The sequence below is a fragment of the Arthrobacter sp. 9V genome, assembly GCF_902506065.1.
Classification (GTDB): Bacteria; Actinomycetota; Actinomycetes; order Actinomycetales; family Micrococcaceae; genus Arthrobacter.
The window spans coordinates 2,091,392-2,113,504 of sequence record NZ_LR732912.1 but is presented as its reverse complement, the minus strand read 5'-3'; the positions used below and the strand labels follow the sequence as shown (position 1 = coordinate 2,113,504).

Sequence of the window (22,113 nt, the reverse complement as noted above, 5' to 3'; positions counted from 1 at the left end):
TCACGCGCCGCCGCCCCTTTTGCCGTTCCCAGCGGGACTAGATGGTGATGTCCTTGGCAAGGTTCTTGAGCTTGTGCCGGGCAAGTGCCAGGTTTGCATAGGTGCGGTCCAGCACGAGGTAGACAAATAGGCCCTTTGATCCACTCGAGTTCAGTACGTTGATGAGGTGGTACTGGGTTCCGAGGGTAATCAGGATGTCTTCGATGTCGCTGTTGAGGCTCAAATCGGCCATGGTCCGCAGTTTGGCGCTCACCACGTTTGAGTTCCCTGCTGCAGCAACGCCGAGGTCGAAGCCAGGGCTTCCGCCTTGGGCCAGGGCCATGCCGCTGGTGTAGTCCACCACGGCGGCACCGGTGGATCCTTCGATGGCCAGCAGTTGCTTTATGGCTTCATCCAGTGTGCTCATATCGAGTTGTTCCTGTTCTGTTATGTCATCGGCGGCGTCGGGGTCGTGGGCAGTTGATTGGAATCGGTCGTCGCGTTTCCACCATTTCCAGGTGCGCTCGGAACGGTTCACTTCCTGCCCTCGCAATTTGTCATACCGGCCTGCCGCTTTCTCCGCGGGAGTTAATGATGAGGGTCTTACTTTACACAACAAATACCACCGGCAAAGCAAAATACTATTACCGCGACCACGGGTTTTGACCTCATCCTCAAAGGGTGACAATTCCATAAATAATTGCAGTTTCCGCGTCACGAAATTGGCATTAGTGTTTCGCCATGGTTCTTATGCAGCGAAAGAAGGCACCTAGGCACCCGGGTACGGCAAAGCACCGACGCGAAACCACGCCGGTGCTTTGTGGGAGGACAACAAGGCGCCGTAGGGGACGTGACGCCAGGACGTCAGACGTTCGCTATATGCCGCACGGCGTCAAGATACGGCATGGTGATCACTGCATCAGCCACGGCGCGGACAGCTGGCTTGGCATTGAAGGCGACACCTATGCCGGCAGCACTGAGCATGTCAAGGTCATTGGCACCATCGCCCACCGCAATGGTGTGCTCAAGGCCGATTCCCTCAGCCGCGGCCCACTCGCGCAAGTACTTTTCCTTGGCGGCCCGATCGATAACCGCGCCCAGAACCTTACCGGTCAACGCGCCGTCGACGATTTCCAGCTCGTTGGCAATCCAATAGTCCAAGCCAAGGTCATCTGCGATCGGACCCAGGATTTGATTGAATCCGCCGGACACAACCGCCACCACATGGCCGGCCTTCTTAAACGCCGCTACCAGTTCGGCAGCACCAGGGCTGAGGCGCACCTCTTGACGAACAGAATCGACGACGGCGGCAGGAAGTCCGGCGAGGACGGCAACGCGGGCATGCAAACTCCGGGCAAAATCCAACTCGCCGCGCATCGCAGCTTCGGTGACGGCAGCCACTTCTTCTCGCTTGCCCGCGTGAGCTGCCAAGAGTTCGATGACCTCTTGTTGGATCAGGGTGGAATCAACATCCATGATCAAGAGCTTCCGGGAGGCCTCCCGAAGGGCAACAGGGACAACAGCAGTGTCCACCCCTTCTTCTGCGGCCTCTGCGACCAGCCGCCTCATGGTAGCGAGGTCCGCGTCCCCGCTCACTAACAGACCGGCGGTATGGACACCGAAGCGGTCATCTCCGCCGTGTGATTCCGACGACACCGATGCCCCGGCGCCGGCCAGTACTTTGAGCACATTCTCCAGTGATGCGGGGGACAAATTCACGCCGTAGCTGACTGCAGCCAAGTTCGAAGTCATGGCCTCAATCCTACTGAGAGTGCTGCGGGCGCCCGAATTCGTTTCGGCCGCTAGAGCAGGAGTAACACCGGTTATCAGTCATGTGCGTTTTTGTCCTAGTGTCTACTGCTATGAGTGATGTTCTGGAATTGGCTTCCGTCAGCGTTGTCCGAGGCAAGAAGACCCTGCTGGACAAGGTTGACTGGGAAGTCAACGAAGGCGAACGCTGGGTCATACTGGGGCCAAACGGCGCCGGCAAGACCACGCTCCTCCAGATAGCTGCCGCCCGCATGCACCCAAGCAGCGGCAAGGCCGGAATCCTCGATGAGACGCTGGGACGCGTTGATGTCTTTGAACTGCGCCCCCGCATCGGCCTCTCTTCGGCAGCACTGGCCACCCAGATCCCGGAGCACGAAAACGTCCTGAACGTGGTGGTGACCGCAGCCTATGGCGTCACCGGTCGCTGGCGCGAGGGCTACGAGCGCGACGACGAACGCCGGGCTTTCGCCCTGCTCAATGACTGGGGGATGGGACCCCTGTTGAACCGCACCTTTGCCACGCTGTCCGAGGGTGAGCGCAAGCGCGTGCAGATTGCCCGCGCACTGATGACAGACCCGGAGCTGTTGCTGCTCGACGAGCCTGCAGCTGGCCTTGATCTGGGCGGGCGCGAAGAACTGGTACACAAGCTGGGCGAACTCGCCAAGGACGAAGCAGCTCCTGCCATGGTCCTTGTCACCCATCACCTTGAAGAAGTACCGCCTGGATTCACACATGCCATGCTGCTCCGTGAAGGCGGAGTGGTTGCTGCCGGTCCCATCAAGGAAGTCCTCACCGAGGAGCACCTCAGCAACACCTTCGGTCTCGCCCTGGACGTCTCGGAAAGCGGTGGCCGCTACACTGCCACCGCTCGCCGCTAAGCCGGCAGGTCTCAACAGTGGAAATCTTTAGCAGCATCCTGGTCTTTTTCGCGGGCTTGTGGGCCGGTACCATCAACGCGGTGGTCGGTTCCGGCACGCTGGTAACGTTCCCCGTGCTCATTGCCCTTGGCATCACTCCTGTAGTCGCTTCCATGAGCAACGCCATGGGCCTTGTTGCCGGCACAGCGGCGGGAGCCTGGGGATACCGCCGCGAGCTGGCAGGCCGCGGAAGGCAACTTCTGAAGCTGCTGCCTGCGTCATTGCTTGGAGGCATCACAGGCGCTTGGCTGCTGCTGCACCTGCCGGAAAAGGTGTTCCACTATGTTGCCCCGGTCCTGCTGGTCCTTGCCCTCCTGATGGTCCTGTTCCAGCCCAAGCTGCAGGCCTGGGTGCGAAGCAGGGAAGAGAACCCTGAACACGCCATCCGGGACCGGAGCCACGGCATCCTCCTGGTGGTTTTGGTATACCTGGCCGGCGTCTATGGCGGCTACTTCGTTGCTGCGCAGGGCATTCTTTTGGTGGGCATCCTTGGGGTGTTCCTCAGTGGAACCATGCAGAACGCCAACGCCATGAAGAACTTCCTGGTGCTGGGCGTCAACATGGTAGCGGCTATCTCCTATCTTCTCTTTGCCTTTGACCGCATCAACTGGCTCGTGGTCTTGCTCATCGCCGTGAGCTCCACCATTGGCGGGCTTGTCGGTTCCAAAGTAGGCCGGAAGTTGTCTCCCCGGGTTCTCCGGGCGGTCATCTTCACCCTCGGCATGGTGGCCCTTGGCTTCATGATCGCCAACCTGCTGAAATGATCACCCGGTGACCTTCCACTATCTTGAGTCAGCCAATGATCCCCGTGTGACGGACTACACCACGCTCACTGATGTTCACTTAAGAAAATTGCGCGAGCCCCGGGAAGGCATGTACATTGCCGAATCCTCCAAGGTCCTCCGCAGGGCCCTGGCGGCGGGCCACCAGCCGCGTTCCTTTTTTCTGGCGGAGAAATGGCTGGAGGACCTGGACGACGTCTTCAAGGCCCACCCTGACGTCCCGGTCTTCATCGGCAAAGCATCATTGCTCGAAGAAATTACCGGGTTCCATCTACACCGCGGTGCCATGGCTGCCATGCACCGGCCGGCGCCTGTTCCTCTGGCGGACCTTCTGGCAAATGCGCACAGAATTGCCGTTCTGGAGGACATTGTGGACCACACAAACGTGGGGGCGATCTTCCGATCCGCCGCCGCGCTGGGGGTCGATGCTGTCCTCGTTTCGCCACGCTGCGGGGACCCCCTCTACAGACGCAGCGTTCGCGTGAGCATGGGCACCGTTTTCCAGGTGCCCTGGGCGCGACTTGAAAGCTGGCCGGCCGGTCTCAGCCAACTGAAAGTGCAAGGCTTCACTGTGGCGGCCATGGAGTTGACGGACGACGCTGTGGACCTGGACGATCTTGCGGCCCGTGAGATTCCCAAGCTGGCGCTGGTCCTTGGGACTGAAGGGGCGGGCATGAGCGAAGAGACGTTGGCCGCAGTCGATCTAGCCGTAAAAATCCCCATGCGGGCAGGGGTCGATTCCCTCAACGTTGCTGCCGCCTCGGCCGTGGCGTTCTGGGAACTCCGTCCACGCGACTAAGCGAGGTTCGTGCCGGATGGCCGTTTCCGCTATGATTGGTTGTTGGCCCGTCCGCTGAAATGTCCGCATTGCAGCAGAGGGTCACCTCCATTCATACCTGGCAGCTGGCAAAATCCAGCTGCGTGAACAAAAGGTCCCATTATGAAGTCTGATATCCACCCGAAGTACGAAGCTGTTGTTTTCAACGACTTGGCTTCCGGTACGCAGTTCCTGACCAAGTCCACCGTGTCTTCCTCGAAGACCATCGAGTGGGAAGACGGAAACACCTACCCGGTTATCGACGTCGAAATCTCTTCGGAGTCCCACCCGTTCTACACGGGCAAGCAGCGCATCATGGACTCCGCTGGCCGCGTCGAGCGCTTCAACGCCCGCTTCAAGGGCTTCGGCGGCAAGAAGTAACCACTTCACCCCAAGCTTTTTCAAAGCCCGCATTGCTGAATCTTTCGGCAATGCGGGCTTTTGCGTTTTCCGGCAAGATGGAGACCATGACTTCCCACCCGGCCAACGAATCAGACCTCCGCAGCGACTCCTCGCGCCTTCACGGGGAATACAAGGTTCCGGGCGGCAAACTCGTCGTGGTGGACCTGGACATAACGGACGGGCGATTCTCCCGGGTTTCGCTGAGCGGTGATTTCTTCCTGGAGCCTGATGAAGCCCTTGAGGACATCAACCGGGCACTGACCGGCCTACCGGAGAACTCCACAGCGGCAGACATCGCCCAGGCAGTCTCGGCCGGACTGCCCAAAGGTGCCGTGCTCTTCGGTTTCTCCGCCGAAGCGGTGGCTGTGGCAATACGCCGGGCGCTTTCCAAGGCCACCGGATGGGCAGACCACCAATGGGAGGTGATCCCGCCAACAGTTCTGCCCACGCAGGTGAACGTTGCCTTGGATGAGGTGCTCACCACCGAGGTGGGAGATGGCCGGCGTAATCCCACCTTGCGTTTTTGGGACTGGGAAGAACCATCCGTGGTGATCGGAAGCTTCCAGTCGGTGCGCAACGAGGTGGATCCGGACGGCGTCTCGCGGCACGGTATTACCGTGGTGCGTCGCATCAGTGGCGGTGGTGCCATGTTCATGGAATCGGGCAACTGCATCACCTATTCGCTGTACGTGCCGCAGACGCTGGTGGACGGAATCAGCTTCGCCGACTCCTATGCGTTCCTGGATGCGTGGGTGATGGCAGCGCTCGAAAAGTTGGGCATCACCGCCTTTTACGTACCCCTGAACGACATCGCCACCGATCAAGGCAAGATCGGAGGTGCAGCGCAGAAACGGCTTGCGAACGGCGGCATGCTCCATCACGTCACCATGAGCTATGACATCGACGCCGACAAGATGGTGGATGTCCTGCGCATCGGCAAGGAGAAGCTCTCGGACAAGGGAACCCGTAGCGCCAAGAAGCGCGTGGACCCCTTGCGTCGCCAGACAGGCCTTGCACGCTCAGCAATCATTGGCGCCATGAAGGATGTCTTCATGGAGCGCTATGGTGCTGTTGAATCCCGGCTCACCGAAAGCGAGCTCGAAGAGGCCAGGAAGCGCGTGGATGAAAAGTTCGGCACCGAGGAATGGCTGAACCGGGTTCCCTAGGGCTTCCCGGTCAGCTTTCCCCGGTCAGCCGGCCGCTTGGGCGGTCAACGCCCGCAGCAGGTGGTTTCGCTGCTCGATGATTATGCGCCGCAGGGCTCGGGGAGCGTCAGGGTGGTCATGAAGCCACTGGTCCGTCCGCACCAGCACCGGATGCTCGGCAGGCAGCGTGCCTTCGGTATGATCCTGGGCTCCTGGGAAGAGGCCACGGACAATCCGTCCGGCAATTTCAATACTGCGTTCGGACCAGACGCGCTCAAGGCACTCAAAGTAGGGCTCGATGTAGCGTTCCAAGAGATCTGCGGGAGCAGTAACGAACCCGGCTATCGTTGCGCTGAGGATCTCATTGGAAAGACCGGTGCTGTTGACGGTCGAATCCCAGGCTGCTGCCTTGACTGAGGCCTCGGGTCGGGCTGCGGCGGCCAGAGCATGGCCTTCTTTGCCCGAGGCTGTGGTGTCAGAGTCAAGCTCCCGGTCCAGCTCAGCGAGGGACGCCTGTCCATGGGCTGCCAGTGCCTGCCACAGGCTCCACCGCAGTTCAGCGTCCACAGCCAGGCCTTCAACCACGGTGGTGCCTTCCAGGATTTCCCGCACCAGGCCTTGTTGGCTCTCTCCGTGCCGGGAGACGTCGGCCAGAGTCCTGGCCCAGGCGAGTTGCTGATCAGAGCCGGGTGCAGCACACCTAAGCTGCTCAGCGGCTACTCCCAGAAAGCCTTTTCGCACACGGGCGCGGGACTCCGCGGCCACGTACCGTTCAATGGCGCCTGCAGCGTTGCCCAGCACATTAAGCAGGACACCTATGCCCGTTTCAGAGGGCGCAAACTGCTCGACGGCGGATACGTAGCGCGCCGCTGGAGTGACGCCATCCCGCGCGGAATCCCAGAGCGCGGTCCAGCAAAGAGCACGTGCCATGGGGTCCGAAATCCTGTTCAGGGATGTCCGCACTGTGTGCTCGGATTCGCTGTCCAACCGGACTTTGACGTAGCTGAGGTCATCATCGTTGATCAGAAGCAGCGCTGGCCGGCGCTTTCCCTGCAATTCGGTCACCAGCGTGCTGGGACCGGCAACATCTACGTCGATGCTTTCCGTCCGGACCAAGGCACCGGCCGCGTCGGCGTCATACAAGCCCAGCCGCATACGATGCGGACGGAGTTCCTGGTGCCCGGTGAGGGGATCGATGGCTTCTTGTTGGAGCGCCACGGTACCCATGACTCCGCCGTCTTCAGCGATGTCGGCGGCAATGGTTGAGATTCCGGATGTTTGCAGCCACTGGCGTGCCCACTGGGCAAGGTCCCTGCCCGAGGCAGCACTGAGCGCCTGGAGGAGGTCCCGCAGGGACGTGTTACCGAATTCGTGGTCACGGAAGTACTGGCGGGACCCGGCGATGAAGGCATCAAAACCCACATAGGCCACTAGTTGCTTCAACACCGATGCGCCTTTGGCGTAGGTGATGCCGTCAAAGTTCTGTTTGGCGGCCTCAAGGTCCGGGATGTCCGCCACGATCGGGTGGGTGGTGGGCAATTGATCCTGCACGTAGGCCCAGGCTTTGCGCTTACTGGCGAAATTTACCCATGCCGTGTCCCAGTCGGTAGCGCGGTCCACGCCCAAGGTTCCCATGTAGTCGGCGAACGATTCCTTAAGCCAAAGGTCATCCCACCAGTTCATGGTCACAAGGTCCCCGAACCACATGTGTGCCATCTCGTGCATGAGGGTATTGGCTCGTGCCTGGTACTGGGCATCAGTGGCGCGCGAGGCGTAAACATACTTCTCGGTAAACGTCACCAGCCCGGGGTTTTCCATGGCGCCAAGGTTGTATTCAGGCACAAACGCCTGGTCATACTTGCCCCATGGGTAGGGGTAGGCGAAGAGGTCGTTGAAGAACGCCAGCCCGCTCTTGGTCAGCCGGAATAGTTCGTCGGTGTCGAATGAGCCTGCCAAGGAGGCGCGGCAGAAAAGTGACAGCGGCACATCAAGCCGGGTGCCGTCGTCGAGCATTGCTCCCCAGTGATCCGTGGCCTTGAAGTACGGGCCGGCGAGCACCGTGGTGATGTAGGTGGACATTCGCTTGGTGGTGGCAAAATCCCACAGCACGGCAGAGGAGTCGCCGGCCACCGGCGTGCGCGCCTCCTCCACCCCATTGGACGCAACTTCCCATCCGACGGGGGCAATGACGTGGAAAGAAAATTCGGCCTTGAGGTCCGGCTGCTCGAAGTTGGCGAAGACGCGGCGACTGTCCGCGGGCTCGTATTGCGTGTAAAGATAGCATTGGCCATCCGCGGGATCCACGAAGCGGTGCATGCCCTCACCGGAGCGGCTGTAGAGCGCTGTCCCGGTAACGGTCACGGAGTTTTCGGCATCGAGGCCTTCCAGGATGATCCTGTCGCCGTCCACCACTGTTCCCACGTCCAGTCCACGGCCGTTCAGCACCACTGATTGCACACCGCCGCCAATGAAGTCCAGGAAGGTAGCGGTGCCGGGGTCGGCTGAGAAGGAGACCGTGCTGGTGCTCGAATACCCGGCGACAGCGGGATCTGCCGCGTCGCGGACATCGAGGGTGACGTCGTAGCTGTGGGTGGTGATCAGGGCTGAACGGATTGCGGCTTCATCGCGCGAGAGATTGTGATTCGACACACAGCTATCTAATCATGACCCATGCAGCCCCAAGGCCCAGGGAGGCGATGAGCAGCCACGAGCCCAGTGCCACCAGAACGGCGCGCCCTCCTGTGTGTATCAACGTGCGTACCCGCACGGCCGAACCCAGCCCGAACAGCGCCGTTGCCAAGAGAATGTCTTGGACAGCGGCCGCAATTTCCAGTCCGGCGTGCGGTGCCCAACCCAGTGATCGAAGTGCCACCATAGATAGGAAACCCACCACGAAAAGTGGGACGACAGGCGGGAACCGCCCCTCGGAGCCATCAGCAGGATCATCTCCGCCATTATTTCGTTTCCTCATGTGGACCACCCGTTGGTGCACCCCGGCGGCAGCCGCGACCGGCGCCAGCAGAACCACGCGCGTCAATTTGACGACGACGGCGATCGCCAGTGCCGAGGTACCGGCGGTCTGCGCCGTGGCCACCACCTGGCCGACGTCATGCACGGAGGCACCGGTCCACGCCCCGAATTGTTCGGGATTGAGGTTCAGTGGATGCATGAGCAGGGGCAGAACACCGATTGCGAGGGTGCCGCAGAGTGTCACCAGAGCTACCGGGAGCACGGTGTCTTGATGCTTGATCCGGCGCACAGCTGCCATGGCCCCGATCGCGGACGCCCCGCAAATGGAAAAACCTGTGGCGATCAGGAGGGCAGCTTCTCCGGGGAGGCGCAGAAGACGCGCCAACCCGTAAGTCCCGGCGAAGCTCACCAACACCACAGCGGCGATCAGCAGGAGGGACAGCCACCCAAGGCCGAGGACATCACCGATGCTGACCTTGAGGCCGAGCAGCACGATCCCGGCACGCATGAGGTGCTTACCTGCGAAGTCGAGTCCTGGCCGGGCGCGCCCCGCGGTGAGAACAGCAGTGCCCGGTATATTTGCTGAGAGCAAGCCCAACGCAACAGCGAGTGTCATGGCCGGGACAGCCGGAAAAACGCTATGGATGGCGAAGGCAAGACCCGTTGCGGCGATGCTCAGGACCAACCCGGGCCCCAGCCGGGACAGCTGGGGCGCAAGACTCTTGAAGGGCATGCCTCAACCCTGCCGGATGGGGGCACGGAAGGCGAACCGGGAGCATCCGGAAACGGCGACACAACCAGCGCGTAATGCGCCCGACTCAAAAAGGTGATTACCTGAATCCCATGTCTGACCTATTCCAGGATTACTCCGAGGCCGCTGCGCGCAGCGGCGCCTATGACGAGATGTTTGCCCAAGGCCACGTTGCCAGAAGATCCTACGGTCAGGTTTCCGGAGCTCTCCGCGAGCTTTCCCTGGCGGATGTCACCGCCCGCGCCGACTCCATGGCACGCACCTTCCTGGACCGTGGCGTGACGTTCGACTACGCGGGGGAGGAGCGGCCGTTTCCCCTGGATATTGTTCCGCGCGTCATTCCCGCCGACGAGTGGGATGTCCTGGAGCGCGGCGTTGCCCAGCGGGTCAAAGCTTTGGAGGCTTTCCTCAACGACGTTTACGGACGAATGGCTGTGGTCACCGACGGTGTGATTCCGCGCCAATTGGTGACCACCAGCGCACATTTCCACCGCGCGGTGCACGGTTTCGAGCCCTCTGGCGGCGTCCGCGTCCATGTTTCCGGTATTGACGTTGTCCGTGATGCAGCCGGCACATTCCGCGTACTTGAGGACAACGTCCGCGTACCGTCGGGGGTCAGTTACGTCCTGGAGAACCGGCGCGCCATGGCCAAGGGCTTGCCCGAGGCTTTCGGTCAGCAGCACATCAGGCCGGTGGAGGAGTACCCCCGGCGCCTCCTCTCGGCCCTGCGCAAAACTGCTCCCGCAGGCGTGGACGATCCCACCGTGGTTGTCCTGACACCAGGTGTGTTCAACAGCGCTTACTTTGAGCACACCCTTCTTGCAGGACTCATGGGCGTGGAGCTCGTTGAGGGCCGCGACCTCATTTGCCGCGGCAACCGTGTTTACATGCGGACCACAGCCGGTGAGCAGCGCGTGGATGTGATCTACAAGCGCATCGATGACGATTTCCTGGACCCGCTGCAGTTCCGCTCCGATTCCATGCTCGGTTGCCCCGGTCTGGTCAATGCCGCCCGCGCCGGGGGAGTGACCATTGCCAACGCTGTAGGCAACGGCGTAGCCGATGACAAGCTCGTGTACAGTTACGTCCCTGACCTGATCCGGTACTACCTTCACGAAGAGCCGATCATCGCCAATGTTGACACTTTCCGGCTTGAGGAAAAGGAAGCCAGGGAGCATGTTCTGGACCGCCTCGAGGAACTGGTGGTCAAGCCCGTGGACGGTTCCGGCGGTAAAGGCCTGGTCATCGGACCGGACGCCACCAAGGACGAGCTTGACGCCCTTCGCAAGCGCGTCATTGCCGATCCCCGCGGTTGGATCGCACAGCCGGTTCTGCAGCTCTCCACGGTACCCACACTCTCCGGAGATAAGTTCGGCCCACGCCACGTGGACCTGCGTCCTTTCGCAGTCAACGACGGCGACGACGTCTGGGTCCTGCCCGGCGGCCTCACCCGCGTGGCGCTCAAGGAGGGTTCCTTGATTGTGAACTCCAGCCAGGGAGGCGGCTCCAAGGACACCTGGGTTTTGGCCGACTCTCCGCAGCTGCCGGCCGAAATCATTCCCCGCCAATCGGTCACGGTCCGCGAGCAAGTGTCGGTGTGGCCGGTGGAAAGCAACTGGCGGGACCGCCAAACGGAGCAGCAGCAGTGATGGCGCTCCATCAACATTTGAACTTCGATCTGCACCACGCGAAGGAGGCAGTTCCATGCTGAGCCGCATTGCTGAGTCACTCTTCTGGATCGGACGCTACGTTGAGCGCGCCGATGGTACTTCAAGGATTTTGGATGTACACCTTGAGCGCTTGAACCACCTGCCCCTTGAGGAACAGCGCAGCGTCGCCCGGGAGCTCCTTGCCGTTATGGGTGCCAAACCGCAAGGTGAGGAGTTCGGCCTCCCTGAACTCCTCCACGCGCTGGCCTATGACAAGCACAGCGCGTCTTCCATTGCAGGTTCGCTGGGCGCAGCGCGTGAAAATGCCCGGCGTGCCCGCGAGACTGTTTCCCAGTCTCTTTGGGAAAGCCTTAACACCACTTATTACGGACTCAATCAACACCGCAAGGACGTTGTAGGGACCTACCGGTTCTGCAACTGGGTTTTGGAGCGCACCGCCATGGTCCGCGGTCTCGCGGATACAACGGTCAGCCATGATGAGAGCTGGTTGTTCATGGTGCTCGGGCGTTCCCTGGAACGCGCCGATATGACTGCCCGCATGTTGTCCACCCGCGATGTCCAGTCAGCTGGAATGTCCTGGGTGAACATGCTGCGGTGCGCGGGAGCGTACGAGTCGTTCATCCGGACCCGCAGGGCGGCGTTCGGGGACCAGCACGCGGCGGAGTTCCTGCTGCTGGACCGATTGTTCCCGCGTTCGATCGTCTATGCGTTGCGCGATGCCGATGAATGCCTGGCAAAGTTGGATCCTTCGGCACAGCGTGTCGGATTCATCAACGATGCCCGTCGAATCGTGGGCCAAGCCCGCACGTTCCTCGAGTTCCATCGCACGGACGATCTCATGTCCGAACTGCCTGAACACATGGAACGTGTGCAGAAGGCAGTGACGCAAGCATCGGACGCCATTTCCCGTAAGTACTTCAATCAGGCTGATGAGCACGCCTGGGTGGGAGAAGTTTCATGACCCGGCTGAGCATCGTTCACAAAACCGCCTATAAGTACAACCGCCGGGTGACCCTGTCCTACAACGAGGCCCGGATGACCCCGCTGACTGACGGTCAGCAGGTAGTCCTGGAAGCTTCGCTCAAAGTCTCCCCGCATCAGGCTTCAGTCAGTACCTATCGTGACTATTGGGGCACGCGGGTTACCGCGTTTGATATGCAAATGCCGCACGAGAGCCTTGAGGTCCTCGCCACAGCTACTGTTGAGGTGCACCGCACCGAACGGGTGGCAACAGAAGATGACATCGTGGGATGGGACGTCATTGCCTCGGAGAAGGTTCAGGACGAATTCAGCGACTGGCTGCCCCAGTCCCGTCTCAGCGGCCCGGGTGAGGAGGTCCTTGAGATCATTCCGGACGTTGTCAAGGGGAAGAACCCCCATGAGGCCGCGCTTGCCGTATTTGCGTGGATGGCCGGCGAGATGACCTACATGAAGGGCACCACCGGGGTCACCACTAACGCCGAACAAGCATGGTCCCAGCGCCAAGGTGTTTGCCAGGACCTGGCGCATCTGGCCATCGGCGCCTTGCGCTGCAGTGGCATACCGGCCCGGTACGTATCCGGCTATATCCACCCACGCTCCTCGGCGGACATCGGCGAAACTGTAGCCGGCCAATCACATGCATGGTTGGAGTGGTGGGATGGAGAATGGCGTAGTTGGGACCCCACCAACCACAAGCCGGCAGGGGACTACCACGTCACCGTAGCCCGCGGCCGTGACTACCGCGACGTTCCCCCGTTGAAGGGCATCCTCTCCGGCGGAGGCGGCTCCGGTCTTTCCGTATCGGTGGAGATCACGCGCCTCGCCTAGGCGCTGAGTTCCCGCACAGATAAGGCCCTTAAGAACTGCTCTTAAGGGCCTTATCTGTACTCAAACCCGAGGTTTTCTACCAGGGTGACGGTTTGTAATCCTTGAGGAATACGCCGTACTGGTCCTCACCCTTTTCGCCCATCACTATGGGGTCGTAAACACGCGCCGCGCCGTCCACCAAATCCAAAGGAGCATGGAATCCTTCTTCCATGAGCCGGACCTTTGTATAGTGCGGCCTTTCGTCCGTGATCCATCCGGTATCCACCGCGGTCATGAGGATGCCGTCTGAATCCAGCATTTCCTGGGCGCTGGTGCGGGTCATCATGTTCAACGCAGCCTTGGCCATGTTGGTGTGGGGGTGTCCGGGGCCTTTGTAGGCGCGGGAGAACTGTCCCTCCATGGCCGAGACGTTGACGATGTACTTCCTATGGGCGGTGGACCGCTTCATGGCTTCGCGAAGGCGGCTAACCAGCAGGAAGGGCGCCGTGACATTGCACAGCTGCACTTCGAGCATCTCCAAGGGGTCCACCTCGTCCACAACCTGGGTCCAGCTGTTGATGGAGGCGAGGTCCGGAACAAGGCCGCCGGCATCGATCGCCGTTCCCGATTCAATCCGTTCCAACGACGCCGATCCGGTGGAGAGCGCCAGAGAGGTGATCGCATCGCCGGCCAGGACGGGATGTTCGGTGACACTGCTGGCGAGGGCGAGTGGGTGTTTGTCATGGGCGTGCCCGAAAGTTACCAGCTCGGGGCCACCGTTTGCGGTTTCAAGAGCCGCCGGCAAAGGCTCGTCCTCTGCATCGACCAAGGGCTTGTAGGCATTTCCGGAGCGCCGCACGGTTTGGGCTGCATTATTGATAATGATGTCCAGCGGGCCCGCCTCGCTGAGTGAGTCGGTCAGGGCCATCACTTGTGCCGGGTCGCGGAGATCAATACCGACGATCCGGAGCCGGTGCAGCCACTCGCCGCTGTCTTCCATGGCAGCGAATCGCCGCGCAGCGTCTTTGGGGAAGCGGGTGGTGATGGTGGTGTGTGCGCCGTCCCTGAGCAGGCGCAGCGCGATATACATCCCGATCTTGGCGCGCCCGCCGGTCAACAAGGCGCGTCTTCCTGTGAGATCCGTGCGGGCATCGCGCTTACTGTGGCTGAAGGCTGCGCATTCAGGGCAGAGCTGGTGGTAAAAAGCGTCTACCTGCGTGTAGTGCTTCTTGCAGATGTAGCAAGGTCGCGAGCGGATGAGGTGGCCTGCTATCTCGCCTGTAGCGGACGGGGCCAGCTTGTTGCCACGGGTTTCGTCGTCAATGCGGTCCGGGGCAGCCGTAGCAGTCATCGCGATGACGGCGCGGTCGGCCTCTGCGATGGAATCGCGCTTGGTGACACGGCGGTGGCGTTTGACGGCTTTGAACATCTTGCCGGTGGCACGGCGGACAGCAACGTAGTCCGGGTGCTCTTCGTCATAGACGTGGATCGTGGTCAGAACCTTGAGGCAGGCCTGGATCTCTTCAGGCGTCAGATCGGTGGAGCTCATTGACCTGATTTTACAGCCTTGGGAGCCGGAGGCCTGCCTCGGGTTCTGTCTGCGTCAGCGGCGAAGTTACCTGCTAATGCGAGGCGGCCTGCGCCGCGGCATCGGCCACGCGTGATTGGATGCCGGCCGCCACCTTTTCCGCGGAGTCGCGGATGTCGGGATCATCATGGGTGGCAGCCTTGACAGCTTCCGGCAGTCCGCGGCGATGCTGCGCAGACAAAGCAAGCTCTGCCTCACCGGGCTCGGGAACAACCTGGCCCTTCGCCAGCACCGTAATGCCGGACTCCGTGACCTTGTATCCGCGCGCCTTATCCAAGGCGGGGTCCAGGCCGATAGCCGCGCCCGCTGGAACCTTGACGTTCTTATCCAGAATGGCCCGCTTGATCACGGCGCCCTCGCCCACCCGGACTTTGTCCATCAATACCGAGTCCTGAACACGGCTTCCTGCCGCCACGTAGGCGTCGTTGGAGATCACGGAACCTTCAACGATTCCACCGGAAACCACCACGCCGCTGGCAACAATGGAATCGAGAGCCGTTCCCACTGTGTTGTTCTCGCCACGGACAAACTTCGCAGGGGGCGAGATGCTCTGGCGCGTGTAGATCGGCCACTCGGAGTTGTAGAGGTTGAAGATGGGCACAGGGGAGATGAGATCCATATGAGCGTCGTAGAACGAGTCGATGGTACCGACGTCGCGCCAGTACGTCCGGTCCCGATCCGTGGCGCCCGGGATGTCATTGAGCGTGAAGTCGTAGACGCCGGCTTCGCCTTGGTCTACGAAATACGGAATGATGTCTCCGCCCATGTCGTGCTTGGTATCGAGACGTTCTGCATCCACATGCAAAGCCTCAACCAGGGCGTCTGCGTTGAAGACGTAGTTGCCCATGGAGGCAAGGAACTGAGTAGGGTCAGCTGCCAGCCCGGGGGTGCTGGCCGGCTTTTCCACGAAAGCGGCAATCTTCTGAGGATCGTTCTGGTCTACTTCGATCACGCCGAACTGGTTGGCCATGTTCAGCGGTTGCCGTACTGCAGCTACCGTGGCTTTGGCGCCGCTCGCAATGTGCTGCTCCACCATTTGGGAGAAGTCCATGCGGTACACGTGGTCAGCGCCGACCACTACCACGATGTCCGGGGCGTCATCATGGATGAGGTTCAGCGATTGATAGATTGCATTGGCACTGCCAAGGAACCAGCTCTTGCCCACACGCTGCTGCGCGGGAACAGAAGCCACATAACGGCCCAGTTGAGTTGACATGCGCCAGGTTTCCGAGATGTGCCGGTCAAGGCTGTGCGATTTGTACTGCGTAAGTACCACGATTTTCAAATATCCCGAATTAACGAGATTGGATAGTGCAAAGTCAATTAACCTGTAGCCGCCTGCGAACGGAACCGCGGGCTTGGCCCGATCCGCCGTCAGCGGCATCAGTCGATTGCCTTCTCCGCCTGCCAATACTATTGCCAGAACTTTCTTCAACGCCATGGTCACAGCTCCCCGTACGTCTTCGTATCCCCCAAAAGTCCGATTTTCCGGACTCTTTCACACTAGAACACATACGCCGGAACGACTACGTTGGTTAGCGTGCGAATAGACATTGTGACTAAAGAGTTCCCTCCGGAAATATATGGCGGTGCCGGTGTCCACGTTGCCGAGCTCAGCCGGGTGCTGGCAAAGCACGTTGACCTTCATGTCCGGGCGTTCGGCGCGCCCCGTGACGCCGACTATCATGGGGCCACTGTGGCGTCCTACGCCACGCCCGAAGACCTCGGCGATGCCAACGCCGCCCTCCAGACCCTGGGCGTGGACCTGAGGATTGTTCCGGACATTGCGGGAGCGGACGTTGTCCACTCGCACACCTGGTACGCCAACATGGCCGGACACCTTGCCTCGCTGCTCCACGGCATTCCCCATGTGCTCAGTGCTCATAGTCTGGAGCCGCTGCGTCCCTGGAAGGCTGAGCAGCTTGGCGGAGGCTATGCGTTGTCTTCCTGGGTTGAGAAGACCGCGTACGAAGCAGCCGCGGCGATCATCGCCGTCTCCGATGGCATGCGCCAGGACATCCTCCGCAGCTACCCCGATGTTGATCCGGACAAGGTCCGCGTGGTCCACAACGGGATCGATGTTTCTCTCTGGGAACGCGACGAAGAGGATGACGCAATCCGTGCGCTGGGCATCGACCCCGCCAAGCCCAGCGTTGTCTTTGTGGGACGCAATACCCGCCAAAAGGGCGTACCGTACCTGCTCCGCGCCGCATCCAGCCTGCCTGAGAACGTCCAACTGGTCCTTTGTCTTGGGGCCGCGGACACTCCAGAGCTCGCCGCCGAGACTGCACGCCTCATTGAGGAACTGCAGGCCAAGCGCGAGGGAGTCATCCTCATTGAGCGGATGCTGCCGCGAAAGGAACTCATCCAGGTCCTCAGCCATGCCACGGCGTTCGCCTGCCCTTCGATTTACGAGCCCCTTGGAATCGTGAACCTTGAAGCCATGGCCTGTGGAGCCGCCGTAGTGGCAAGCGCCACGGGCGGCATTCCCGAGGTTGTCCAGCACGGCGAAACGGGACTTCTGGTGGAACTGGAGCAGGTAACCGATGGCACGGGTACGCCGCTGGACCCGGAAAAGTTCGTGAGCGATTTCGCCGCCGCCCTGAATGAGGTGGTAGCCGATCCCGCGCGGGCACGCGAGATGGGCATCGCCGGGCGTCGCCGCGCGGAGGAGCACTTCTCCTGGGAGTCCATCACTGAGACAACACTTGAGGTCTACCGCTCGGTCCTGCGGTAACCCCCGAGGCTCCAACAGCAGGCCAAACCTCGACGGCGCCGCCCAGCTTGGGTTCTAACGGTCGTTGCAACACCCTAGATTTTTGGGAGTTGCAACGACCGTGCCGCATTTAAGCGATGTTTCCTCGGAGTCCCGGAAGTTTGCGAGATCTACCCCTGAGCAGAGGGAGGCTTTCTTCAGGGCTTNCTTGGCAGCGAGGGTCCAATGAGAACACCAACGGACTTCTACGCCAATACTTCGAAAAAGGCACGGACCTTTCCGTATACGGGCCCGAAGACCTCGAGCACGTCGCCCAGGAACTCAACGGCCGCCCACGCAAAACGCTCGACTGGGATACCCCAGCCGAGCGTCTGCGTGATCTACTAATGACCACATAACACCAGCAGTGTTGCAACGACCACTAGAAACCGCCCCTTGGCGCGGACGGCGCCGTCGTGCTTTAACCGCTGGTTTGGTGGTGCTTTAGCCGCTGGTCATAACTGCGGAGAAACCCGAGTGCTACTTGCCGGCCTTGGAGGCCTTGAGTGCCAGAAGCGTCTTCTCGTCCGCGGGTGCGCTGCCGCTGGCCCGCTGTTCACGGAAGTGCTCGCGGGCGGCGTCCTGACGCGTTGCTTCGGCGCCGGTGGCAATGGAGGCACGGAGATGCTCCGGGCCATAGCCGAAGGCGTCAACCAGATCCACGGCGTGCGGACGGATTTTTACCAGCAGGCGGTTGATGTAGGTACCAACGGTCCTGCCGCGCTGCATGGACAACCTTCCGTTCATGAGGTACCAGGAGAGGTGCTTCTCAATCAGCGACAAGCCGAACAAGTCCCGCAGCCACGTCAGGACTCGTTTGGTTCCCTCATCTGTTACCTGCGCGAGGGCTTCAGTGAAGGCCTCCCACTGCAGAAGTTCGGCATGCGCTTGGGCTGCTTCGATGAGTTCGTGTTGGTGCTGGTTGAAAAGTGCGGCGGCTTGGTGCTGGGGAAGCTTGTTGGCCCCCTTCAACGCAGCACCTACTTCGGCAACCATCGACTGAACGCGGTCGGCCAGGAGGGTGCGTTGACCTTCCTCGTCCCGCAACGCCAAAGCCGCCTTCTGAACCGAACCGGTATCGGCCACGAACTGGGCCACCTGCCGCAGGCCCGTCCTGTGAAGAGCTACACCGGCTGCCTGATCCACCACATAGCGGGCAAGGACGCCAAAGTCAGCGCTCCGGAATTCCTTCGCGTAGTCCGCCAGGAGCCGCTTGGCAACAAGCTGCAGAAGGACGGTGTTGTCTCCTTCAAACGTCACATATACATCCAGGTCCGCTCGCAGGGAAGCAAACCGGTTCTCGATCAGGAAACCTGCGCCGCCGCACGCTTCGCGGCATTCCTGCAGAGTGTCCAGGGCATGCCAGGTACTGAGGGGCTTGAGGGCGGCGGCCAGCGTTTCCAGGTCCTGACGGTCAGCATCGGTGTCGTGGGCGCCGGAGAACACGTCATCGAACTTCTGCAAAAGCTGTTCGTGCGCGAAGCTGGCAGCGTAGGTGGTGGCCAGCCGGGTGAACAAGCGGCGTTGGTGACGCTGGTAGTCCAGCAGGACTTCCTCATCAGTGCTCGAGGAGGCGTTGAACTGACGACGCTCAGTGGCGTACTGGATGGCGGTCTTGAGCGCCAGCTTGCTGGCAGCCACTGCGGCGCCGTCAAGGGAAACACGGCCCTGGACCAGCGTTCCAAGCATGGTGAAGAAGCGGCGTCCCGGGCTTGCGATGGTGGAGGAATACGTGCCGTCCACAGCCACGTCGCCATAGCGGTTCAAGAGGTTGGTACGGGGGATGCGTACATCGGTGAAGTGCAGCCGGCCATTGTCGATGCCGTTTAGTCCACCCTTGATCCCGTCATCTTCGCCCCCGATGCCCGCAAGGAACTCCTTGGTAGCAGGATCGCGGAGTTCCACATAAAAGGCGTGGACACCGTGATTGACGTTCTTGGTGATCAGCTGGGCAAACACAACAGCGGCCAGGCCATCATTTGCCGCGTTGCCTATGTAGTCCTTCCACGCCGCCCGGAAGGGGGTATTGATGACGAATTCCTGATTGGCTTCGTCGTAAGTTGCAGTCGTGGCAATGCTGGCCACATCCGAGCCGTGGCCTGTCTCGGTCATGGCAAAGCAACCGGGAATTTTGAGGCTCATGATCCCGGGGAGCCATTTGTCCTGGTGCTCCGTGGTGCCGAGATGCATCACTGCAGAGCCGAAGAGACCCCATTGGACGCCGGCCTTGATCTGAAGGGACGGATCAGCTGTGACGATCTCTTCAAAACCGGCTATGTTGCCGCCGTGGTCATCCGAACCTCCCAGACGGGTAGGGAAGGCGCGATGGACGGTGTTGTTGTCCACCAGGAACTTCAACTGCTCGAATACGCGTGCGCGGTGTTCGGTGTGGTGCAGGCCTTCAATCTTCTGCACCACCGGATTGCCCGCCACTTTGCGGGCCTCATGGCGGATGTGCGCCCATTTGCCGAGGAGTTGCTCGCCCAGGGCGGCGACATCCACCACGGGTTCGGCGCCAGTGGCAGCGGCGCCCTTACTGCCCGTGGGGTGCTGGGCGGATGCGGTCCGGTCCACTACTTCAGTCATGTTGCTTCCTTCTTTGGTTCCGACAACTGATGAGTCATTGCTGGTGTCACGTGGATGCCTTGAGTGCCGGGGCTATACCGAGGCACAGCCAGTCCGTGATCTGCGCGGCCATTGTTTCCTGGTCCGGCTTGGAAGTGCCTGCCGGGCTCCCCAGCCACATTTCCCCGGCGTTCCTGACCAGCCCGATGGCAGCGGTGGGCCAGTACACAATCACCGCTTCCTTCTCTTCGCCCAAGTACTCCCGCATGGGCGTGGCGATCATGTCAGTGATTTGCTCAAAAAAGTGTCCCAGCGCACCGGAGGCGGCAATGGCGTCCTGCGCTGAGGCTTCACCGGGGGTGAGGCGGGTGATGAACGCGTAGACGTTGGGGCTGGATTCGGCCATCTGCAGATAAGCAGAGACCATGGCGAACAGTCCTTCGCGGGGGGTTTGGGCCAGCTGCGCGGCCTCCTGCATGCGTCGCTGCATTTGTCCCAGCACTACTTCGCCCATTGCTTGCTGAAGGCCTGCCTTGTCCCCGAAGTAGCGGTAGAAGACCGACTTCGAGGTACCTGCGGCGCCGGCGATGTCCTCCATGGAGGCGTCGCTTCCAAGCCTATGGACGGCCTTTCGGGCGGTTTTGATGAGTTCCCGCCGGCGCTCCTCACGATGGGATTGCCACCGGGCCGCACGTCCATCCATAACGGCTCCGGCCGCGAGGGCACCGGGGACTTCAACCGCAAACTGTGGAGAGCCTGCGGTGCTGGCGGATTCTTCGTGGCGACTGTTCACGATACCCAGCGTATCAGGTACGCTGGGTATCAGTAACTGGCATTGATCGAAGGAGACAAGCATGGCTGCAGCAGACGTGACTACGAATGGCCCCTCGGACCCGGCTACCGCCCCCCGCGCAACGCGCTCGGCAGTTATTGTGGGCGGCAACCGCATCCCGTTCGCCCGAACCGGCGGCGCGTATGTTAAATCCTCCAATCAGGACATGTTGACCGCCGCACTGGAAGGGCTCATTGCCAGGTTCGGACTCCAGGACGAACGTATTGGCGAAGTAGCAGCCGGGGCAGTGCTTAAGCACTCAAGGGACTTCAATCTCACCCGGGAGGCCGTCCTCGGCTCTGCGTTGTCGCCGGAAACTCCGGCTTATGACCTCCAGCAGGCCTGTGCCACCGGCTTGGAGACCGTCCTCGGGCTGTCCAACAAAATCAAGCTGGGGCAGATTGAATCAGGAATCGCCGGCGGGGTGGACTCTGCATCCGACGCCCCGATCGCCGTCAGCGAAGGACTGCGCGAGATCCTGCTGGATCTGAACCGGGCGAAGACCACCGTACAGAAACTGAAGATCATCGGCCGGATTCGACCCAAAGATCTGGCCCCCGATGCCCCCAATACGGGAGAGCCCCGCACCGGGCTGTCCATGGGCGAGCACCAGGCCCTCACAACTGCGCAATGGAAAATTTCCCGGGAAGCCCAGGACGAACTTGCGTACAACAGCCACCGCAACCTGGCAGCAGCGTATGAACGGGGTTTCTTTGATGACCTCATCACCCCGTACCGCGGCCTGAACCGGGACTCCAACCTCCGCGCGGACACCACGCTGGAGAAGCTCTCCACCCTCAAGCCCGTCTTCGGCAAGAACCTGGGCTCCGAGGCAACCATGACCGCCGGTAACTCCACACCCCTGACGGACGGCGCATCCACGGTCTTGCTGGCAACAGGTGAATGGGCGGATGCCCACGGTCTGCCCAAGCTCGCTACTGTTCTGGACGGCGAGGCAGCCGCCGTCGACTTTGTTCACGGTAAGGACGGCCTGCTTATGGCCCCGGTCTTCGCGGTTCCGCGCCTTCTGGCCCGCCACGGGCTCACATTCGAGGACATCGACTTCTTCGAGATCCACGAGGCCTTTGCCGGAACGGTGCTGAGCACCCTGGCTGCGTGGGAGGACGAAGAATTCGGCAGGACCCGCCTGGGCCTGGACGGTGCGCTCGGAAAGGTTGACCGTGCCAAACTCAACGTCAACGGATCCTCCTTGGCCGCCGGCCACCCGTTCGCCGCAACGGGTGGCAGGATCGTAGCTTCACTTGCGAAGATGCTGCATGAGAAGGGCACCGTCGATGGCCGTCCTGCCCGTGGCCTGATTTCGGTGTGCGCCGCCGGCGGTCAGGGTGTCGTAGCCATTCTGGAAGCAGCGTAGGGGGAGC

At 61.1% G+C, this 22,113-nt stretch carries 19 protein-coding genes; 11 read left to right on the top strand and 8 right to left on the bottom strand.

What is annotated here, in order from left to right; all coding sequences use genetic code 11:
- Nucleotides 1–37 precede the first annotated feature (37 nt).
- Together BACI9J_RS09945 and serB are read right to left on the bottom strand one after the other, a co-directional pair.
- A complete protein-coding gene (locus BACI9J_RS09945) occupies nt 38–517 on the bottom strand; it encodes a hypothetical protein (protein ID WP_236558637.1) in 480 nt (159 codons plus the stop codon).
- A gap of 326 nt (nt 518–843) precedes the next feature.
- Nucleotides 844–1,731, bottom strand: coding sequence for a phosphoserine phosphatase SerB (gene serB, locus BACI9J_RS09940; RefSeq protein WP_159734228.1), 888 nt, complete (start codon nt 1,729–1,731; stop codon nt 844–846).
- Nucleotides 1,732–1,841: 110 nt separating this feature from the next.
- Here serB and BACI9J_RS09935 point away from each other — a divergent pair, with 110 nt between their 5' ends.
- From BACI9J_RS09935 to BACI9J_RS09915, 5 genes are all read left to right on the top strand, one after another.
- A complete protein-coding gene (locus BACI9J_RS09935; RefSeq protein ID WP_159734227.1) occupies nt 1,842–2,627 on the top strand; it encodes an ABC transporter ATP-binding protein in 786 nt (261 codons plus the stop codon).
- Nucleotides 2,628–2,644: 17 nt separating this feature from the next.
- Nucleotides 2,645–3,430 carry a sulfite exporter TauE/SafE family protein gene (locus BACI9J_RS09930; protein WP_159734226.1) on the top strand — a complete coding sequence of 262 codons (786 nt, stop codon included), beginning with the start codon at nt 2,645–2,647 and terminating at the stop codon, nt 3,428–3,430.
- Nucleotides 3,431–3,437: 7 nt separating this feature from the next.
- A complete protein-coding gene (locus tag BACI9J_RS09925; protein WP_159734225.1) occupies nt 3,438–4,247 on the top strand; it encodes a TrmH family RNA methyltransferase in 810 nt (269 codons plus the stop codon).
- 141 nt (nt 4,248–4,388) lie between these two features.
- On the top strand, nt 4,389–4,646 hold the full coding sequence (locus BACI9J_RS09920; RefSeq protein ID WP_017200906.1) for a type B 50S ribosomal protein L31: 258 nt from the start codon (nt 4,389–4,391) through the stop codon (nt 4,644–4,646).
- A gap of 86 nt (nt 4,647–4,732) precedes the next feature.
- Nucleotides 4,733–5,833 (top strand): lipoate--protein ligase family protein, encoded by a 1,101-nt coding sequence (locus BACI9J_RS09915; protein WP_201296553.1) that lies wholly within the window; start codon nt 4,733–4,735, stop codon nt 5,831–5,833.
- 24 nt (nt 5,834–5,857) lie between these two features.
- Here the strand turns inward: BACI9J_RS09915 and pepN are convergent, their stop codons facing one another.
- Both pepN and BACI9J_RS09905 read right to left on the bottom strand, forming a co-directional pair.
- Entirely contained in the window at nt 5,858–8,461 is a 2,604-nt protein-coding gene (gene pepN / locus BACI9J_RS09910) for an aminopeptidase N (protein WP_159734223.1), read from the bottom strand.
- A 4-nt stretch (nt 8,462–8,465) separates the two neighbouring features.
- Nucleotides 8,466–9,515, bottom strand: coding sequence for a YeiH family protein (locus BACI9J_RS09905; RefSeq protein ID WP_159734222.1), 1,050 nt, complete (start codon nt 9,513–9,515; stop codon nt 8,466–8,468).
- 110 nt (nt 9,516–9,625) lie between these two features.
- On the opposite strand from BACI9J_RS09905, the gene BACI9J_RS09900 reads away from it, so the two are divergent.
- The 3 genes from BACI9J_RS09900 to BACI9J_RS09890 are packed head-to-tail and all read left to right on the top strand — an operon-like array spanning nt 9,626 to nt 13,012.
- Nucleotides 9,626–11,182: a circularly permuted type 2 ATP-grasp protein gene (locus tag BACI9J_RS09900; protein ID WP_159734221.1), complete on the top strand. Its 1,557-nt coding sequence runs from the start codon at nt 9,626–9,628 to the stop codon at nt 11,180–11,182.
- Between the two features lie 55 nt (nt 11,183–11,237).
- Complete coding sequence (locus tag BACI9J_RS09895) at nt 11,238–12,164, top strand: alpha-E domain-containing protein (protein WP_062068749.1); 927 nt, start codon at nt 11,238–11,240, stop codon at nt 12,162–12,164.
- Nucleotides 12,161–13,012 carry a transglutaminase family protein gene (locus BACI9J_RS09890; protein ID WP_159734220.1) on the top strand — a complete coding sequence of 284 codons (852 nt, stop codon included), beginning with the start codon at nt 12,161–12,163 and terminating at the stop codon, nt 13,010–13,012. The genes BACI9J_RS09895 and BACI9J_RS09890 overlap by 4 nt, the downstream gene beginning before the upstream one ends.
- 76 nt (nt 13,013–13,088) lie before the next feature.
- On the opposite strand, the gene BACI9J_RS09885 is transcribed toward BACI9J_RS09890, so the two are convergent.
- Nucleotides 13,089–14,540, bottom strand: coding sequence for an SDR family NAD(P)-dependent oxidoreductase (locus BACI9J_RS09885; RefSeq protein WP_159734219.1), 1,452 nt, complete (start codon nt 14,538–14,540; stop codon nt 13,089–13,091).
- Between the two features lie 73 nt (nt 14,541–14,613).
- A complete protein-coding gene (gene glgC, locus BACI9J_RS09880; protein WP_201296552.1) occupies nt 14,614–16,026 on the bottom strand; it encodes a glucose-1-phosphate adenylyltransferase in 1,413 nt (470 codons plus the stop codon).
- 93 nt (nt 16,027–16,119) lie between these two features.
- On the opposite strand from glgC, the gene glgA reads away from it, so the two are divergent.
- Together glgA and BACI9J_RS09870 are read left to right on the top strand one after the other, a co-directional pair.
- Nucleotides 16,120–17,316 (top strand): glycogen synthase, encoded by a 1,197-nt coding sequence (glgA, locus tag BACI9J_RS09875; RefSeq protein ID WP_159734217.1) that lies wholly within the window; start codon nt 16,120–16,122, stop codon nt 17,314–17,316.
- Between the two features lie 186 nt (nt 17,317–17,502).
- The coding region (locus BACI9J_RS09870) for a transposase (RefSeq protein WP_442858639.1) at nt 17,503–17,693 on the top strand (191 nt) is incomplete at its 5' end.
- 121 nt (nt 17,694–17,814) lie between these two features.
- On the opposite strand, the gene BACI9J_RS09865 is transcribed toward BACI9J_RS09870, so the two are convergent.
- The gene (locus BACI9J_RS09865; protein WP_159734216.1) at nt 17,815–19,920 is read right to left on the bottom strand and encodes an acyl-CoA dehydrogenase family protein; all 2,106 of its coding nucleotides are present in this window, start codon (nt 19,918–19,920) and stop codon (nt 17,815–17,817) included.
- 46 nt (nt 19,921–19,966) lie between these two features.
- Nucleotides 19,967–20,602, bottom strand: coding sequence for a TetR/AcrR family transcriptional regulator (locus BACI9J_RS09860; RefSeq protein WP_159736419.1), 636 nt, complete (start codon nt 20,600–20,602; stop codon nt 19,967–19,969).
- A gap of 151 nt (nt 20,603–20,753) precedes the next feature.
- Here BACI9J_RS09860 and BACI9J_RS09855 point away from each other — a divergent pair, with 151 nt between their 5' ends.
- Nucleotides 20,754–22,106, top strand: a complete 1,353-nt coding sequence (locus tag BACI9J_RS09855) for an acetyl-CoA C-acetyltransferase (RefSeq protein ID WP_159734215.1) — start codon at nt 20,754–20,756, stop codon at nt 22,104–22,106.
- The last annotated feature ends 7 nt before the right edge of the window (nt 22,107–22,113 follow it).

Coding starts and splice junctions, on each gene's coding strand:
- serB (WP_159734228.1), bottom strand. CDS start 1,731: ATGACTTCGAACTTGGCTGCAGTCAGCTACGGCGTGAATTTGTCCCCC.
- BACI9J_RS09935 (WP_159734227.1), top strand. CDS start 1,842: ATGAGTGATGTTCTGGAATTGGCTTCCGTCAGCGTTGTCCGAGGCAAG.
- BACI9J_RS09920 (WP_017200906.1), top strand. CDS start 4,389: ATGAAGTCTGATATCCACCCGAAGTACGAAGCTGTTGTTTTCAACGAC.
- BACI9J_RS09915 (WP_201296553.1), top strand. CDS start 4,733: ATGACTTCCCACCCGGCCAACGAATCAGACCTCCGCAGCGACTCCTCG.
- BACI9J_RS09905 (WP_159734222.1), bottom strand. CDS start 9,515: ATGCCCTTCAAGAGTCTTGCGCCCCAGCTGTCCCGGCTGGGGCCCGGG.
- BACI9J_RS09900 (WP_159734221.1), top strand. CDS start 9,626: ATGTCTGACCTATTCCAGGATTACTCCGAGGCCGCTGCGCGCAGCGGC.
- BACI9J_RS09895 (WP_062068749.1), top strand. CDS start 11,238: ATGCTGAGCCGCATTGCTGAGTCACTCTTCTGGATCGGACGCTACGTT.
- BACI9J_RS09890 (WP_159734220.1), top strand. CDS start 12,161: ATGACCCGGCTGAGCATCGTTCACAAAACCGCCTATAAGTACAACCGC.
- BACI9J_RS09885 (WP_159734219.1), bottom strand. CDS start 14,540: ATGAGCTCCACCGATCTGACGCCTGAAGAGATCCAGGCCTGCCTCAAG.
- BACI9J_RS09865 (WP_159734216.1), bottom strand. CDS start 19,920: ATGACTGAAGTAGTGGACCGGACCGCATCCGCCCAGCACCCCACGGGC.
- BACI9J_RS09860 (WP_159736419.1), bottom strand. CDS start 20,602: ATGGATGGACGTGCGGCCCGGTGGCAATCCCATCGTGAGGAGCGCCGG.
- BACI9J_RS09855 (WP_159734215.1), top strand. CDS start 20,754: ATGGCTGCAGCAGACGTGACTACGAATGGCCCCTCGGACCCGGCTACC.